The organism is Qipengyuania pacifica (assembly GCF_019857205.1).
Classification (GTDB): domain Bacteria; phylum Pseudomonadota; class Alphaproteobacteria; order Sphingomonadales; family Sphingomonadaceae; genus Qipengyuania; species Qipengyuania pacifica.
Window position 1 is genome coordinate 1 of record NZ_JAHWXO010000012.1, and the last position, 14,911, is coordinate 14,911.

The 14,911-nt window shown below is 60.8% G+C and carries 13 protein-coding genes; 6 read left to right on the plus strand and 7 right to left on the minus strand.

Annotated elements, in window-relative coordinates:
* From KYK83_RS15090 to KYK83_RS15105, 4 genes are all read right to left on the minus strand, one after another.
* The coding region (locus KYK83_RS15090) for a hypothetical protein (protein ID WP_222828881.1) at positions 1–228 on the minus strand (228 nt) is incomplete at its 3' end.
* Between the two features lie 121 nt (positions 229–349).
* The gene (locus KYK83_RS15095) at positions 350–2,209 is read right to left on the minus strand and encodes a CHC2 zinc finger domain-containing protein (protein ID WP_222828882.1); all 1,860 of its coding nucleotides are present in this window, start codon (positions 2,207–2,209) and stop codon (positions 350–352) included.
* Positions 2,199–2,561 (minus strand): hypothetical protein, encoded by a 363-nt coding sequence (locus tag KYK83_RS15100; RefSeq protein WP_222828883.1) that lies wholly within the window; start codon positions 2,559–2,561, stop codon positions 2,199–2,201. The genes KYK83_RS15095 and KYK83_RS15100 overlap by 11 nt, the downstream gene beginning before the upstream one ends.
* 432 nt (positions 2,562–2,993) lie before the next feature.
* Positions 2,994–3,608: a S24 family peptidase gene (locus KYK83_RS15105; RefSeq protein WP_222828884.1), complete on the minus strand. Its 615-nt coding sequence runs from the start codon at positions 3,606–3,608 to the stop codon at positions 2,994–2,996.
* A 141-nt stretch (positions 3,609–3,749) separates the two neighbouring features.
* Between KYK83_RS15105 and KYK83_RS15110 the strand changes: the two genes are divergently transcribed.
* Entirely contained in the window at positions 3,750–4,850 is a 1,101-nt protein-coding gene (locus KYK83_RS15110; RefSeq protein WP_346729476.1) for an IS110 family RNA-guided transposase, read from the plus strand.
* 424 nt (positions 4,851–5,274) lie between these two features.
* On the opposite strand, the gene KYK83_RS15115 is transcribed toward KYK83_RS15110, so the two are convergent.
* Positions 5,275–6,072: a TIGR02391 family protein gene (locus KYK83_RS15115; RefSeq protein WP_222828886.1), complete on the minus strand. Its 798-nt coding sequence runs from the start codon at positions 6,070–6,072 to the stop codon at positions 5,275–5,277.
* Positions 6,073–6,239: 167 nt separating this feature from the next.
* Here KYK83_RS15115 and KYK83_RS15120 point away from each other — a divergent pair, with 167 nt between their 5' ends.
* From KYK83_RS15120 to qatD, 4 genes are read left to right on the plus strand one after another with little or no spacing between them, the layout of a single operon-like run.
* Positions 6,240–8,111, plus strand: a complete 1,872-nt coding sequence (locus KYK83_RS15120) for a KAP family P-loop NTPase fold protein (RefSeq protein ID WP_222828887.1) — start codon at positions 6,240–6,242, stop codon at positions 8,109–8,111.
* Positions 8,112–8,133: 22 nt separating this feature from the next.
* A complete protein-coding gene (gene qatB / locus KYK83_RS15125; RefSeq protein WP_222828888.1) occupies positions 8,134–8,949 on the plus strand; it encodes a Qat anti-phage system associated protein QatB in 816 nt (271 codons plus the stop codon).
* On the plus strand, positions 8,946–10,235 hold the full coding sequence (gene qatC, locus KYK83_RS15130) for a Qat anti-phage system QueC-like protein QatC (RefSeq protein ID WP_222828889.1): 1,290 nt from the start codon (positions 8,946–8,948) through the stop codon (positions 10,233–10,235). Before qatB ends, qatC begins: the two co-directional genes overlap by 4 nt.
* The gene (gene qatD, locus KYK83_RS15135; protein ID WP_222828890.1) at positions 10,232–10,978 is read left to right on the plus strand and encodes a Qat anti-phage system TatD family nuclease QatD; all 747 of its coding nucleotides are present in this window, start codon (positions 10,232–10,234) and stop codon (positions 10,976–10,978) included. The genes qatC and qatD overlap by 4 nt, the downstream gene beginning before the upstream one ends.
* 12 nt (positions 10,979–10,990) lie before the next feature.
* Here the strand turns inward: qatD and KYK83_RS15140 are convergent, their stop codons facing one another.
* Both KYK83_RS15140 and KYK83_RS15145 read right to left on the minus strand, forming a co-directional pair.
* Positions 10,991–11,533, minus strand: a complete 543-nt coding sequence (locus tag KYK83_RS15140; protein WP_222828891.1) for a hypothetical protein — start codon at positions 11,531–11,533, stop codon at positions 10,991–10,993.
* A gap of 39 nt (positions 11,534–11,572) precedes the next feature.
* Positions 11,573–13,024, minus strand: a complete 1,452-nt coding sequence (locus tag KYK83_RS15145) for a T6SS phospholipase effector Tle1-like catalytic domain-containing protein (RefSeq protein WP_222828892.1) — start codon at positions 13,022–13,024, stop codon at positions 11,573–11,575.
* Between the two features lie 432 nt (positions 13,025–13,456).
* Here KYK83_RS15145 and KYK83_RS15150 point away from each other — a divergent pair, with 432 nt between their 5' ends.
* Positions 13,457–14,800, plus strand: a complete 1,344-nt coding sequence (locus KYK83_RS15150) for a hypothetical protein (protein ID WP_222828893.1) — start codon at positions 13,457–13,459, stop codon at positions 14,798–14,800.
* The last annotated feature ends 111 nt before the right edge of the window (positions 14,801–14,911 follow it).

Consider the following 14,911-nt stretch of genomic DNA (forward strand, 5'->3'; position numbering starts at 1 on the left):
ACCGATCGCCGCGCGCCGCTCGCTCCGGCGGCGCACCCGCAGCGCCGCGCGCGCCGGAAAAGCAGTCGGATCGTCGACCACGACGAATATCGGCTTTTGAGGGGTCTCGATCGCCACGATCGGCGATCGCAGTTCGGTCTGTTGGGGAGGTGAAGCGGGTGCAGGCGAGGGTGCGTCGGTCGTGATGCTAAATGTGCGGAACTGGTCGTGCTCGCCGATGATTTTCACTGATTACCGCCTCATACTCGCGACTTTACCGCAACCACCGTTCACGCGTAAGCCCCGCTGCGCCGTAATCGACATACCCGGCGACGCGACGCGCAGGGGCCTGCGTTCATGCTTCAGATCCTCAATCACGGATAATCCCCCGCGCGATGCCCTGCCGATTCGCCTTCGCAATGGCGCCCTGTGTCGCCAGGGCGACCGTCCTGGCAGTGCGACGCGGATCGGCGCGCGAAGGGACGTTCACGGTCACGTTGAGCACCGGGGCGAAACTGCCTTCATCGCTCATCCGACGCGTGCGCGCGGATCCCATCACCTCGAGCCGCCCGCCCTCGTGCAACCGCATCCGCTCGCGGCCGTTCTCGCCGACGTCGAACCAGCGCCCGGTCGGGATCCGGTCGGTGCCGCTCGCGAACAGGCCGGGGTTCGCGTCGAGCGTCGCGCCGACGTCCTTCACCAGGCTGGCGCTCGGCCCGCCTCCGCCGAATGCGCCGACCGCGATGCCCAGGATCGATCCGAGGATGCTGCCGCCGGTCGAGCCTCCCCCGCCCTGCGAGTTGGCCAGCGCGATTGCCGAGGCGTTGATTGCCGCCGCCGTCGTCTGCCAGGCCGTCGCCGCCGTGATGAGCGTCGCGCCGGCGGTGGAAAGCACCACACCCGATTCTCCGAGAGATTTGGCCGAGCCCTCCATGCCCTCGCCCGACAACGCACCCGCTTCCGCGCCGAACACCAGTTTGGCGAGCGGCTCGGCCACGTATTTTTCGACGGCGATTTCGAGCAGCCCGCGCTGGATCACTTGCAGCGTCGACACCGCGACGTCGCCCAGGCTGCGGAAGTTCACGATCGCGTCGACAAGCCCGGCGCTCAAATTCTCGATCGCGTCGACCTTTATCTGATCGATCCGCTCAGAAAGCTCCGCCGGCGACTGGTTCAATTCGCGCAGGAGATTTTCGCCGGGCCCGGCCGTCCCACGCAGGGTGGAGTCGCGGCGAAGGGCATAGTTTCTGTCGAGCAGTGCGAGCCGCTCGCGCGCCGCGTCGGCTTCGGCCTTGCTCGCCTTGCCTAGCTCCTCGAGGGCGAGGATTTGTTCCAGCTTCGCCCGCTTCTCGCGCGCATCAAGATCAAGCAGGCGCAGCTGTACGTCGCGCCGCTCGCCGCTGGTCCGCGCGAAGTCGCCGAGGAGCACCACCGCCGCACTGCCGGCCGGGCCGAGCATTCGACGTTTCGGCAACCAGGGATCGGGATCGTCGGCCTTCGCCCAGGGCTTGCGCCGCTTCATGGTGCCGTCGCCTCCCGGCGACAGATAGGTGACATGCAAACCTTGCGGCACGAAACTTACCTCGCCCGCATCCGAACGCTCCGCGCGCACCATCAGCGCCATGATTGCCGGCGCATGGATGACCTTGCGCGGATCCTCGCCCTCGCGCCAACCGGTGCAGGGACATTCCACCAGGTACCGGAAAGCCGCGAGCCGATCGGGTGTCAGCACCGCACCGGGCACCCCGCGCCCCGCGAAATAGCGCGCCACCGCGGTATCGTCGCGCACGGCGTGCCGCCAGATCCAGCGGCCCTGCTCGATCGGCTCGACATATTCGGAGAGTTTGTGTTGCGCCGGATTGCGCGCCCGCTGCACCGGGCCCAGCCCCTGCGCCACGGCCGCGCGGCCCAGCCCCGCGAGCCCCTCGAGCTCGGCCAGAGCATCCATGAAGCCGACGCCGCGGATATCCGCGACGAAATCGAAGATATCACCATGCCACGCACAACCGAAGCAATGCGCCCCGCCGTCGCCGGAATGCGCGTCGAACAGCGCGAAGCTGGGCGAATTCGAACCGTGGAACGGGCACTTTCCGCGCCGATTCCTCGACCCTGCCGAACCCGAGAGCTTGACGTGCCCCCCCACCACCGCCCCGATCGAGAGCCGCGCGCGCACCGCCGCCTTGCGCTGGGCAACACCGCCCTGTGATCGCGCCTCGCCCCTATCCGCCATTGAGCGCCACCTGCGGTCGTGGGACATGGGGAAGGTAGATCGCATTGGAATCTTTGCACCCCGACGAGATCAGCAACGCGCAGGCGGGGCAGCATCGATCAATGGGCGCGGCATTGACTTGTGCGTTCGCCCTCGCCCTTCTCCGGTCGGCGTCGTCAAGACCCCACTCCTCGCTGATCCGATCCATGATCGCAGAATCGTACTGGCCAAGCGTCACGCCATGCGCGCGCAGGAATCGGTCGAGCTCGGCGTCGGCCGTCTCGGCCTCGCCAGTCGTACCCGATCGCCGGGCCTCGGAAAGCCGGTCGATCTCCGCAATCTGATCGCTCGTCGCGAAATGCTTTTGCAACATCGCACTGCCTCCAGACAGGCGGCGAGCCGGAAACCGGCCAGCGCCTCGGGTTGAGCGACGGGCATGCCTCAATTCGGCAATCGAAGTCCGCTGCCAATTGGTGACAAATCTTGGATGGCGCGATTGTCCCTCGAATAAGAATTGTGGACTGACGCGGGATCGCGGCGGTTTACACCTTTGTGTAAACCGCTCTTCGAAACGAACGCTAAGCGCTCGATTCTTGGTAGCGGTGGAGGGATCCACCAACGTCACTTAACCAGCTGTTATACCGTTATTTCTCTATCAGCTTCGCCAAAAATACACCCTGTAATACCCCCATCTTGGGACCTTTGCGATGAGCAGAAATTAGATCGCGGCAGACCGTTCCACCTGACGGAGCAGTGGGCGCTCACCTCGCAAATTAGCGTATATGGCGGGCAACGTAGCTCCCACTCACGACACCTGTGAACCAATCCAGATCACCTTGCCGACGACATTGATCGCCTTTCGTTGCACGCCGCTCCAGCTTGGGTAGGCTGGATGATCGGTCAGGACAGAAATGCGATTTTTAGTCGGGTCCAGTGCGATCCGCCTCACAAACGTCTCTGACAATCCCCGGACAGCGTAGAGCCCGTCGTGCAGGACATCATGAGAGCGCAACCTTTGAATTATGACCTCGTCACCATTCTGCAGGGTCGGCTGCATAGCCTCCCCAACAATGGGTAAGATCGCCACGCCTGCAGGCCTGTTGCATAGGCGTCTTAGCCAGGCTTCATCGACGATACGGGATCGTTCCTGTGGAGTTTCTAGGCCCTTGGCCTCGATGACCGGCACAGTGATGACCGAACGTCGCGAAGTTGAAGAACTCTCTTTTCCGCCGAGCAGTTTGGCAGGAACATCGAAATGCAAAGCCAGCTGAGCGATGTCGCTTTGATCGAGACGCGCGGGCGTGCCGCGCTTGATGTATTGCTGGATATAGGCGGAGTTTCGGCCAAGCAGACGCGAAACCGCAGCGTAGGTCTCGTCCCGCTCGCGGATCAAATCATCAAGCGCTTGCCTTGGGGTCATCCTATCCACTCCTAGCATATCCTATTCCACTATCACGCCAGAGCGGACAATTCCTACTCGGCGAGTTGCGCGGCCCAACCTAGGTTGGGCTTTCTGGACAGGTTTCGAAGGAGGCGCTGGTTGGCTTATCAGCACTACTGGGTGGGGCTCGATGCGGGGCATCTCGAAACAGCCGTTTGCCTCATCGACGCAGAGGGCGGGATCCTCTTCGAAGCGATATGCGAAACGAAATCCGGACCCATCAGAGATATTCTGCGGAGGTTTGGCGTAGAGGCAGCGCAGTGCCTCACGATCGAAGCCGGCAATGGCACCCAGATGGTTCGAGAACTGCGCTCATACGGATTCCCTGTTCAGGTGGTCGATGTGCGCAAATCGAGCAAGTTCCTGGCAATCAGGCGACAGAAAACAGATGTCCACGATGCTCGAGGGCTCGCAGAGCTCGGGCGGCTCGCTCGATCGATGGGGTCGCAGGTTTTCGTGAAGCCAATGGAACATCAGAATATCCGAACCCTGATCAATGTCCGGAGAACGATGCTGAAGAACCGCGCCAGGACAGATGCGCTCATCCAATCGATTTTCAGGTTATACGGCGGGAACGTGAAACTCCTGAACGGAAGGGGTGCGCTAGCCGCTGAGGTGAGCGACCAGGTAAGGAAAATGCGACAGCACGGGCTTGAAATCGGGGTCAATCTGCAACCGCTCGTCGAAATTTCCGAGGCTCTCAGAGAGCAGATCTCCGCTCTTGACCGGCAGATGCGCGACATCGCATCGAACAATCCTACATGTCGCAATTTCCAGACGATCCCCGGCGTCGGAGCTGTGATCGCTCTTTCGTTCTACAGTGCCATCGGCGATCCACATCGATTTGAGCGGAGCCGTGACGTTGGAGCATACTTGGGCCTGACCCCAACCCTATATCAATCAGGCGCCACTTCACGCCGGGGGCGTATCAGTCGGCACGGGAACAAGCTGACACGGATGCACCTGATTACCGCAGCCACCGTGCTACTTTGCAGGATTGAGATCGAAAGCCGACTTCGCACTTGGGGTCTCGAGCTGGCTCAGCGGGTTGGGTTCCTGAAGGCGCGCGTTGCCGTGGCCAGGAAGCTTGCGGTGATCATGCTCGGAATGTGGAAATCAGGTTCGCCGTTTCGCGCAGACGACGAACCTTCGCTGTTCCTCCAGCAGGAGGAGGCAGGCTTGGACCCCGTTCTGATTTCTGGGACGCAGATCTCGTTGTAGGTAATTGGGCCAAGCCTGCCGTCAATCGCAGAGTTCACTTCAGACAACGGCTCATAATGTCGCAAACTCGCAGCATTATCCCATGAAACAGCGTTACGGTGTCAAAATTGACACATTACGGGCGGACGGAGTGGCGCGAGACCGTAAGGTCACGCCCGGGATCACGGATCTGAATCTCAACTAACCGGCAATTTCCATGCGGCTAATCGAAAGATAGACGCATCAAATCTAAGATCGATTGGCGGGTTCACCACGTCTGCTGCGTTGGACACTGCGGAATAGCGGCCTCTGGTGGCGCGGCAAACCATCCTGCCGTTCATTCAGCTCGGCGAAGCGCGGCAGCTTCGCTCCCTCGTTTACTCATTCATCGTGCTCGAGTCACTCCCGAAGCTAGCGCGCCATCGCTTCACCATAATGGCCTGTTCTAGGGCCGGGCGGAGACATGAACCGCATCGAGACGACGATGAATTAGCGACACGATCGTCAACAGATCCTCGGCATCCTCCTTTGTCATCGCCCAATGAATTCGCGCCTCGTGCGCAGTCGGATTGCGAAACATGCCGAACGCGCCCTTGACGAGGTTGGCGAAGCCGTTCTGCTCGCTCTTTTCGCTAAGGGTCGCACGCCCGTTGATCGCGAGGATGGGTGCTTCCCCGCCAAGCGCGCTATCCGCGAGCGCCCCGCCATCGTCGCTTACCCCCGATTTCTTCCGCATCTTGTCGGCAACGCTCTTCACCGCCTCCTGCACTGCGTGGAAATAGTTGTCGGCAAGCAACTCCGCTCGGCAAAATGAGAGCACGTCGGGATGTACGCCTCGCCCTTCCAGGTCCGCGCGGAGCTCGCGCGCCCGGCGTTGTGCTTGCGGCAAGGTCATCGCCGGCTCGCTGCTGGATAAGCGGCCGGCTTCGTCGACGACCAGGCCGGCGAAGGCAAGCGCCTGGTTTAGCAGTGCCCGCATCGGTTCGAAACGATAGGGCTCGCGGCTGTACCGTGCGGGGCTCATGGCCAAGCGGATGAACTCCAGGATGTTGGTCCTATTTCGCTTGCTGTTCTGGCTTTCTGCAAAGGCATTGTAGATGCGAACACGCTTGGTCATCTTGCCGGGATCGACCATCTTCGCCGATGCCAGCAGCAATGCGATCTCCGGGTTGGTGAGCCCGCTCTTTGTATCGCCCAGTGCACCTGCAATCGCCTCGAGCTGGTCTAGCGTAAACAGCTTCATGTGCCTCTTCCCCTCTTTGCAGACAGCTGGCGGTCCCGTCATATGGCGGCGTCCGGCAGATTAGTCTGTCGATTCTCATGCAACGCAAGCAATCGTGGACGCGCCACCGTTCGATTCTTGTTCCAGCGGTGCTGAGACTATAGTTTGATGTTCCATAGGGGGTGACTGTGTGGGCCGACAATGAAACGACGCGCGATTTTCTGAACTTTTCGGGCGTTGCCGACACGGTTGCAGAAATCATCGTGCAGGCACGAGGGCGACCGATTTCTATTGGCGTCTCCGGCGCGTGGGGCGTCGGGAAGTCCTCGATGATCAAGCTTACGCAGACTTCGCTGGCGAACCGTGAAGGCAGGGAGAACGAAAAGGACTTCGTTTTCGTAGAATTCAATGCCTGGCTTTATCAGGGTTATGACGATGCGCGAGCGGCGTTGATGGACGTGATCGCCGACAAGCTCGAAGACGAAGCTGAACGTCGCGAAACCGCGATCGATAAAGCAAGGGACCTATTGAAACGAGTAAGGTGGCTGCGCGCGGCGAAATTATTCACGGGCTCTGCCGCTGCTCTCGCTTTCGGCTTGCCGCCTACTGGCCTGATAGGAGAGGCATGGTCGCTTGGAGAGAAAGCGCTGAGTGGCGGCGCCGACAAGAAACTCATCGAAGACGGACAGAAAATGGCCGGAGATGCCGCCCAGCAGGCCCGAGGTCTGCTGGCCGACAAACCCGATTCATCGCCACCTAAGGAGATCCAGGCGCTACGCGATGCGTTCGAACAGACGCTTGAGGAACTCGGTGTAACCTTGGTGGTGCTAATCGACGACCTCGACCGCTGCCTTCCTGAAACGACTATTTCGACCCTCGAGGCAATCCGACTGTTCCTCTTTTTGAAGAACACGGCCTTCGTCATCGCTGCTGACACCGAGATGATCAAATATGCGGTTCGCAAGCATTTCGAAGGCGTCAACGATGATCTCTTAGCAACGAACTATTTCGACAAGCTGATCCAGGTGCCGATTCGCGTTCCTGCTCTCGGCACCCAAGAGGTGCGCGCCTATATGATGCTGCTGTTCGTGGAGAACAGCGATCTCGACGAACACGTTCGGGAGGCGATCCGCGCCGGCGTATGCAACCAGCTCCGGCAGACGTGGCAGGGCAAGCGCGTTGACCGCGCTTTCGTCCAGTCGCTCCACGAAAAGTTTCCCGACGAACTTGTCGGCAAGCTCGATACGGCCGATCGGCTCGCACCGCTCATGACTGGTGCGACAGGTATTTCGGGCAATCCAAGACTCATCAAGCGCTTCTTGAACGCCCTTGCCATCCGCATGACTATCTCGAAGGCGCAGGGTGTAGGTGTGGACGAAGCCGTCTTGGCGAAATTGTTGTTGTTCGAGCGGCTGGGCAATCCGCAAGCGTACGCTGAACTAATCGCCGCTGTCAGCGCAAGCGAGTCCGGCAAGCTCGCCTTTCTTGGCGATTGGGAAGCCAAGGCGGTCTCCGGCGCGGAACTCGGACTCAAGCCGCCTTGGGACGATCCCTTCGTGCAGGAATGGCTCGCACTGCCACCCGCGCTCGCCGACCTCGACCTGCGCGGGGCGCTCTATGTCAGCCGCGAACATGCTCCGCTTATCACGCCGGAGGATAGGCTTTCATCCGAGGCGGCGGAACTCCTGACCGCGCTGCTCGAACAACCCGAGATGGCAGCCTCGCTAATGAAGCGCCTCGCTACTGTATCGCGTGCCGAGACCACAGTCATGATGGACCGGCTTCTCGACCGCGCGCGGCAGGAGCAGAACTGGGGCGTGCCTCCTATCCTGGAAGCCTGCCTGGCTTTGGCCGAAGCGGATCCAGTGCAGGGCGCAAGACTTGCAGCGTTCCTTCGCGAGCGGCCCGCAGCCCAGATTCAGCCCAATATCGTACCAAAGATTGCTGACCAACCTTGGGCCACGGGCGTATTTGAAACGTGGGAAAGCGGCGACATCAGTGGTCCGGTGAAAGCGGCGATCAAGAAGCGGAGGGGAAATGGGAACGTCGCAGTCCAGTAAGGGTCCAGGCTCGGGCGTCCCAATGGTGCCCAGCTGGGTCGACGACCCACCCGCCGAAGCTCCCAATGGGGACGACCATTCTCCCGATGACGCCGACAACGGCGATGACGGTGGGGATGAAGAAGAGGGGCAGCCCCCTTCGCGTCCCCCGTCGCCAATCGCGCCCGAGCGGCGTTGGCTCGGCGTCAGGCGCAGCCTCGGAGATTACGGCAAAACTGGCGATCGAAGCGCGATGCAACGAGGCTTCGGTCGCTATGTCCGCGATGGATATGGCGGTACGCGGACCGCGTCGCGGCGGATGGCAGGCACTGCATCCACAGCCGGCGCACTCGGGAGCGCGCTCGATGTTCTTTCCGGTGCCCGACCGCCTGAGCCCGGAAGTGCAATCGATCCTACGCTACTCGGTGGCCGTTCGGTCGACGAAATCATGGATGCCGTGGTCGAAGCGGTCCGGCCCGTCGATGGTACTCAAGATGCGGAAGCCTCGCGCGCAGCGATCAAGGATGCTTTGGCCGAAATGCTGACCCGTTTTCCCGACGCTGATTTGATGGGGCTCACGGCCGAGCAACGCGAATTCGCCATCGAGCGTTTCACCGCGCATGACGTGTTTCGCCGCTTCGATCTCGATGTCGGGCAAAGCATTCGGGACAACGCTCCGAATGCGACAACCGGTCTCGCGCGGCTTCGACAGGCCCGGGACTATGTTAAGGAGACTGTTTCGGCCGCCTTCCGCGCCTTGCGAGATGCCGGCAAGACATTGACATCCGGGCGCATCAGCGCCGTCGTACGAGAAGCCTTGCAGGAGACCTTCGATGTGTTCGAAGGGTATGCCGCATGAAGCTCGTATGCGCCCCTGAAGATTTCGCCTTCGCCGAAGACGGTGCGCTCAATGTCGTGCTCTACGGCCAAGGCAGCCCGCAACTCGGCAAGCGATCCGCACGCGGCAGCGCTGGCCAAGCAGCGATGTCTCAGATTTTGCGCGCGCGCCTCAATGTCGCGCCGCGTGCATGGGACTTTCTGTCGATCGCCTTAGCGGTCGTGACGGCAGATGTTGCCGAATGGCGCTCGGAAAGTCCCGATGGCTGGACCCGCGAACTCGATCTTACCATTGCCGTCGCAGACCCCGACTTTTGGAATAGCCAGGCTCGAGCCATTGAAGCCGCGCTACAATTCCTTTCGACCGATCGCTGGCGCCTGCGCTTCGTACCCCGCGGTCTCCAGCCGGCGCCGCCGCGCAATCCCAAATATCCGCAGGAAAGCTGCGTGGCGTTGCTCTCGGGCGGACTCGACAGTCTTATTGGCGCAATTGATTTAGCAGCAGCTGGCAAGAAGCCGTTCGCCGTGAGCAATGTTGTTCGCGGTGATGGCGATAACCAAATTTCATTTGCCGAAGCGATAGGCGGCGGGCTGCGTCACCTCCCTCTCAATCACAACGCAAAACCTCCTTGGGGCAAGGAGGATTCACAACGGGCGAGGTCGCTGATATTCATAGCCTTCGGCGTCCTCGCTGCGACGACGCTCAAGGCCTATCATGATGGGGTCCACGTTCCGTTCTATGTGTGTGAAAACGGCTTCATCGCGATCAACCCGCCGCTGACCGGGACTCGTCTTGGGAGCCTCAGCACGCGCACGGCGCATCCGGAATTCCTCAACCGCATCCGAGATATTCTCGCGGCCGCCGATCTTCGCATTGAGCTTATCAATCCCTACGAACACGCAACCAAGGGCGAAATGCTCGTGGGCTGCAAGGATCAATCTCTGTTGCGATCGCTCGCTGCCCAGTCCGTCAGTTGCGGGCGCTTCCGCGTCTACAACTATAACCATTGTGGGCGATGCATTCCCTGTCAGGTCCGCCGTGCCGCTTTTCTCGCTTGGGATGCATCGCGCGATACCACCTATTATCGATACGACACTCTCGGCAAACGCGACAGCGAACACGCTCATTTCGACGATGTTCGCTCGCTCGCAATGGCGCTGCGTGAAGTTAAGACCGGCGGGCTCGATCCCTGGCTCGGCGCGGCGCTCTCCTATCCACGAATGGGGGACCCCGTCCCGATCCGCGACCTGGTCAAGCGGGGGCTCGCAGAACTTGCTGCGCTCCATGATCACCTTGGCGTGAAATGATCGACTTCCATTGCCATCTCGATCTTTATCCGGATCCGCACAGTGTGGCCCGTGCGTGCCGCGAGCGCGGCCTCTACGTGCTTTCTGTGACTACGACCCCATCGGCGTGGCGCGGCACGTCGGCATTGGCGCAAGACGCGCCCCGCATTCGCACAGCACTCGGGCTACATCCCCAGATCGCGCATGAACGCGCGCACGAGCTCGCGCTGCTCGAACAGTTGGTTGTCGACACCCCGTATGTCGGTGAAATCGGTCTCGACGGCGGTCCGGAGTACCGCAATCACTGGCGCAAACAGCTGCGCGTGTTCGAGCGGGCTCTAACCATCTGCCGCGATGCCGGCGGGCGTGTGATGTCGCTGCATAGCCGGCGGGCGAGCGGAGAGGTGCTCGACGCGCTTGAGGCCTGCCCGGGCGCCGGCACGCCGATCTTGCACTGGTTTTCGGGGCCATTGCGGGATCTCGATCGCGCCGTCGAACTCGGCTGCTGGTTCAGCGTCGGCCCTGCCATGCTACGCGGCGCGAAGGGCAGGCAACTGGCCACGCGCATGCCGATCGACCGCGTGCTAATCGAATCCGACGGCCCGTTCGCGCACGTGGATGGACGACCCGCCTGGCCATGGGAGGCCGTCAGCGCGGTTCCCGATCTAGCGAAACTGTGGCAAATGGACAAAGGCGCCTGTGAAAGGCAGCTGATGGCCAATTTAGCCGCGATCGGTCGGATCGCTGTGGGCCCGCAGTTTTGATAACTCGAAATTCTATCGGCGATCGCTACGCAGTTCCCTTATTCGTTTTCGTTCGATCACGGGCGAGGTGATCCGCGGGCGGTTGATGTCGCGCAGTAGCCCATGGACTTTGGCTACGCCCGAATCTTCGAGGATCATCCGTCGGGTCTCTAGCCAACTTGCCCGGAACTCATCGATGCGCACCTCTCGGCCCTCTTTCGGCAGGTTCCACAATCCTTCGAGGCCCATGAATAGAGCGGTGCAATGTGCGCCCAATTTCTCGTCGATGTAAAGAACGTTTCTATCCACATGTTGTGCAATCGGTGCGATGGCTGCGGAGATCAGCGCATGCCGCTCGTCTGATGACAATGCGGGATCATCGATGACGGTGTTGGCGATGCCAAGGCCATCATGAAAGATGTTTATCAACTCGTCATAGGCTTCGACGCGCTTGGCAAAGATCGCCGCCGCGAACTGCTCGGCTCTTTGCCGCCGCCGGAGGAACTCGCCGAGCGCTATTCCGAGCGGCACTCCGACCAGACCAATCAGCGCGGCGGCGATTTGCGTCCATACCATCGTGCTTCTCCCCAACCTGAAGGGCGATCAGCCTCGGACTCAGTCTGCGGCCGCCGGGCCAACAGGTTTCATGGATGACGCGGAAGGTGTAAAATACTCTTTCGCTAAAGCGTGGTCACGCAATGGTGAGGGCCGGTAATTCCGACGCTTGTCGTGATCAGTGACAAGACCACCGCCTAACCGCTCAATCACGCTCGGGTGAAGGTCCGCATGGGGATGGACCTTTCGCAGACTCTCTGGCCAGGTCACTCTCCATGCCGCAGGCAACCAACGTTGCCAGTCAGCCTCCCTGAACGCCTTCCTCTCGTCGTGCTGCATGCCGAGCGGATCGGGCCAGAGAGCGAGGCGATCTCGGTCGAGCAAGATCGGATGTTCGAGTTCGTCGAGTTGTTCGACCATCCAGCCCAGCGCGATGTCGGACAGGCGAGACTCGTCCTCCGGATGGCTACCCCCAATGTCCGAGTGATTGCCGGCAAACCAGACTTGGCGAAGCCAAGGCGGATCAAGACCCTCCATCCGCTGCACGTCACGCGAATAGGCCCAGCCTGCGACCGGAAAATGCTTCCGGTTCTCATCGATGGCGCGGGCATGGCGGGCGTGTTTCACATTGGTATCGAGAAAGCGGTCGTAGTTCTTCATCCGCCAGACTGCATAATGGACCCTCTTGTCCCCGGCATTCGGCCAATCGCGAATGACCTTACGCTGGCGTAAGCGTGTCATCACCAGCTTGTAACCGATCCAGAGCACAGGGATGCCGAACGCGGCGGTCAGTACCGCCGACTTCCAGACGAAAGCAGCGAGGGCCGTCAGCGATAGGAAAATGAAAACGCTTGCGATGATGATGCTCAAAGCGCGGCCGGCCCCTAGCGACGCCACTGTATCGAAGACGCCGACGAAGTAGGGCGCCACATTGCCTTGTTCCTCACCGTCCTGTCCCGAGCCGCAGCAGTCGTATTTTGCCCGGAAGCGCCTAGCCTTCTCCTCCCGCTCACTCTCGTATTTCTCGCGAGGGTGTCCCGAACCGTGCTCATAAACCTCGAACACAGCCTCTTCGGCCAAGTCCCTAAGCGCCCGTCCGCCCCGGGGAACCGGAGATCCGTCCGGCATGCGGGAGGGAACGCCGCACAGGTTCATTACATTGGCCACGCAGCGCGCGGTGTAGGCGCCCCGGCTGAACCCGAACAGGTAGACTCGGTCACCAGGCTCATAGACCTTGATGATCGCTTCGTAGCAATCGGCGATGTTATCGCTGATGCCCGTCCCGAAGGCCGCTCCAAAAATTCGCGAGATCTTCTGCAGCCAACTCGCACCTGCCTCGCCCGTCCCGAGACCGGCATCATAGAAAGCAACCTGCTCGGCCGGATCGATATGCGAATCCACACCCGAACGCGAAGCGCGATAGAGCTTGTAGATGTTGGACAGGCGCTGGTCCGGCTTGAGCCCGCCGAACTGCCCGGTTCCATCGGAGAAGATCAGTATGTTTTTGGCCATCTCCGCTTGATACGTTCAGATCAAATCAAGAACAAGGTCGGTGGCTGGTAAATGCACAGGGCCCCCCACCGGGCTGCAGTCCATTGCTTCGACGGAGGGACGCTTCACGGTCTCGCGGAAATTGCACTTTCCAGCGCCCAGTGCAGGTCGGCGGTCGAGCAGGATCGTATTATAGCGGTTGACCAATGTCCGCTTGAACGTTCTGATTGCCAGAACCAGACGGTCGGCTGCTGTCACCGGCGAGTGTCTGAATGTAGGGCAGCATTTAGCGAGTTAATCCGAAGCCGGGAATGACGGCTATGTCGGCGGACTTCGCTTCCACCTCGCGCCTGTCATAAGATGAGGGCCGTAAACCCATCGGCGACGCCACGCGGAGCACATCGCGCCTCGCCCGATACGATCGCTGGCGCCTCGTCAGGAAAGGGGAAATACGTGGCAAAGTTCAACGAAACTGATGTTCAGAAACACCTCGAGGCGGTCGGGCTCGAGACGGTGCTCGTCGATGCCGAGCCGCTGCTCGACGCCGTCCTTCCGGTCACGGGCAACGATCTCGACGAATACGACGAGCCGGAATTCGAGCTCTGGAAGCTCCTGAAGCGCAAGGCGATCGAGAAGCTGCGCTACAATCACCGGCTCGCGACCAGCGGTCAGTTCCTCGGCAGCGCGATCAACTTGCCGCTCGACAAGACGCGGCATATGTTCGTCGACCTGCTCGGCACCCATGGGGATGGATTGTTCGTCCTAGAGTTGAAGATCGACAAACCTGCCGAGCGCAACGCGTTCACCGAACTCCTAGGCTACAGCAATTACATTGCCGGCCTATTCCCCGGCATGGGCGGCAAGGACATCCTCAACATCCTCGTCACGCCAATGGACGCCAAGATCGCCCGGCAAGCCTATCTGTACGATCTCCTGATTTCCGACCGCAGTGTCATCTTGTACCAGCCGGATTTTCCGGCTGGTACCGCAGAGAGCCTTCGACTGGACCTCTACATTCCCGAGGACAAGGAATTCCAGCACTTCGCCAATCGGCTGCTGTCGCACGAGGCGATGTCATGCGTGGTCGCGTCATTCGACGATATTCCAGGATGGATTGAATATGACGATGCGAATCCCGATACGTTGCCGACCTACACCCGCGAAGCTCTGAAGAAGATCACCGCCTACACCGCTCAGATCATGGAGCACGAAGGCCTCCACGGGTTCTGCTACGTCCGCAAGCGCTGGCACTCGATCCAAGTGCGTGCCTTCGGCGAGGCGAAAACCGATCTGATCATCTGCGCGATCAATCCGTTCCGCCTGATTGACGAGGAGAGAGTCAACCTCGTCACCGATCAATTGCCCGAGGACGACCGCGCCGTGTTCACGGATGCGCCGCTCTACGGATTCATTAATCGCCTCCTTCGTCTTGCCAAGCGTTCGCTCGCGGAATGCATCGACGCCGAACACCCGACCTGGCTGGAAACACCCTACTGGGGGGCGATGGTGACCGCGATGATCGAAACTGTATTTGCCGACCACCTTGGGTTTCGGCCGACCGGTATGTTTCGCGAGGCCTACGTGGAACAGCTCGCGGCGACGCGGCGGTACAATGCCACTGTTCCGGCCATGGCCGTCGATGTCGAGCGCCTGCAGGTCGACGACATCGGTAACTGGCTTAGGGCATGGCAATTCATGGAAGCCTGCGGCTTCGTCGCCGGAGAAGCAGGCGACCAGGCCAAACCGGTCCATCGTCGTCGCCGCTCCGACCTTGAGGGTGCCCCAGGGACTGCCTGAAGTCCGCCTACGCTGCCAGCTCAATCAGCATGAACGGATGACCATTAACGGGAAGCGGATTTGACCATACCAAAGTCCTGTTTGTCGGCGCTCTCTGTCAGCGACGGATTG

Coding starts and splice junctions, on each gene's coding strand:
- KYK83_RS15105 (WP_222828884.1), bottom strand. CDS start 3,608: ATGACCCCAAGGCAAGCGCTTGATGATTTGATCCGCGAGCGGGACGAG.
- KYK83_RS15115 (WP_222828886.1), bottom strand. CDS start 6,072: ATGAAGCTGTTTACGCTAGACCAGCTCGAGGCGATTGCAGGTGCACTG.
- qatD (WP_222828890.1), top strand. CDS start 10,232: ATGATCGACTTCCATTGCCATCTCGATCTTTATCCGGATCCGCACAGT.
- qatC (WP_222828889.1), top strand. CDS start 8,946: ATGAAGCTCGTATGCGCCCCTGAAGATTTCGCCTTCGCCGAAGACGGT.
- KYK83_RS15095 (WP_222828882.1), bottom strand. CDS start 2,209: ATGGCGGATAGGGGCGAGGCGCGATCACAGGGCGGTGTTGCCCAGCGC.
- KYK83_RS15100 (WP_222828883.1), bottom strand. CDS start 2,561: ATGTTGCAAAAGCATTTCGCGACGAGCGATCAGATTGCGGAGATCGAC.
- qatB (WP_222828888.1), top strand. CDS start 8,134: ATGGTGCCCAGCTGGGTCGACGACCCACCCGCCGAAGCTCCCAATGGG.
- KYK83_RS15145 (WP_222828892.1), bottom strand. CDS start 13,024: ATGGCCAAAAACATACTGATCTTCTCCGATGGAACCGGGCAGTTCGGC.
- KYK83_RS15140 (WP_222828891.1), bottom strand. CDS start 11,533: ATGGTATGGACGCAAATCGCCGCCGCGCTGATTGGTCTGGTCGGAGTG.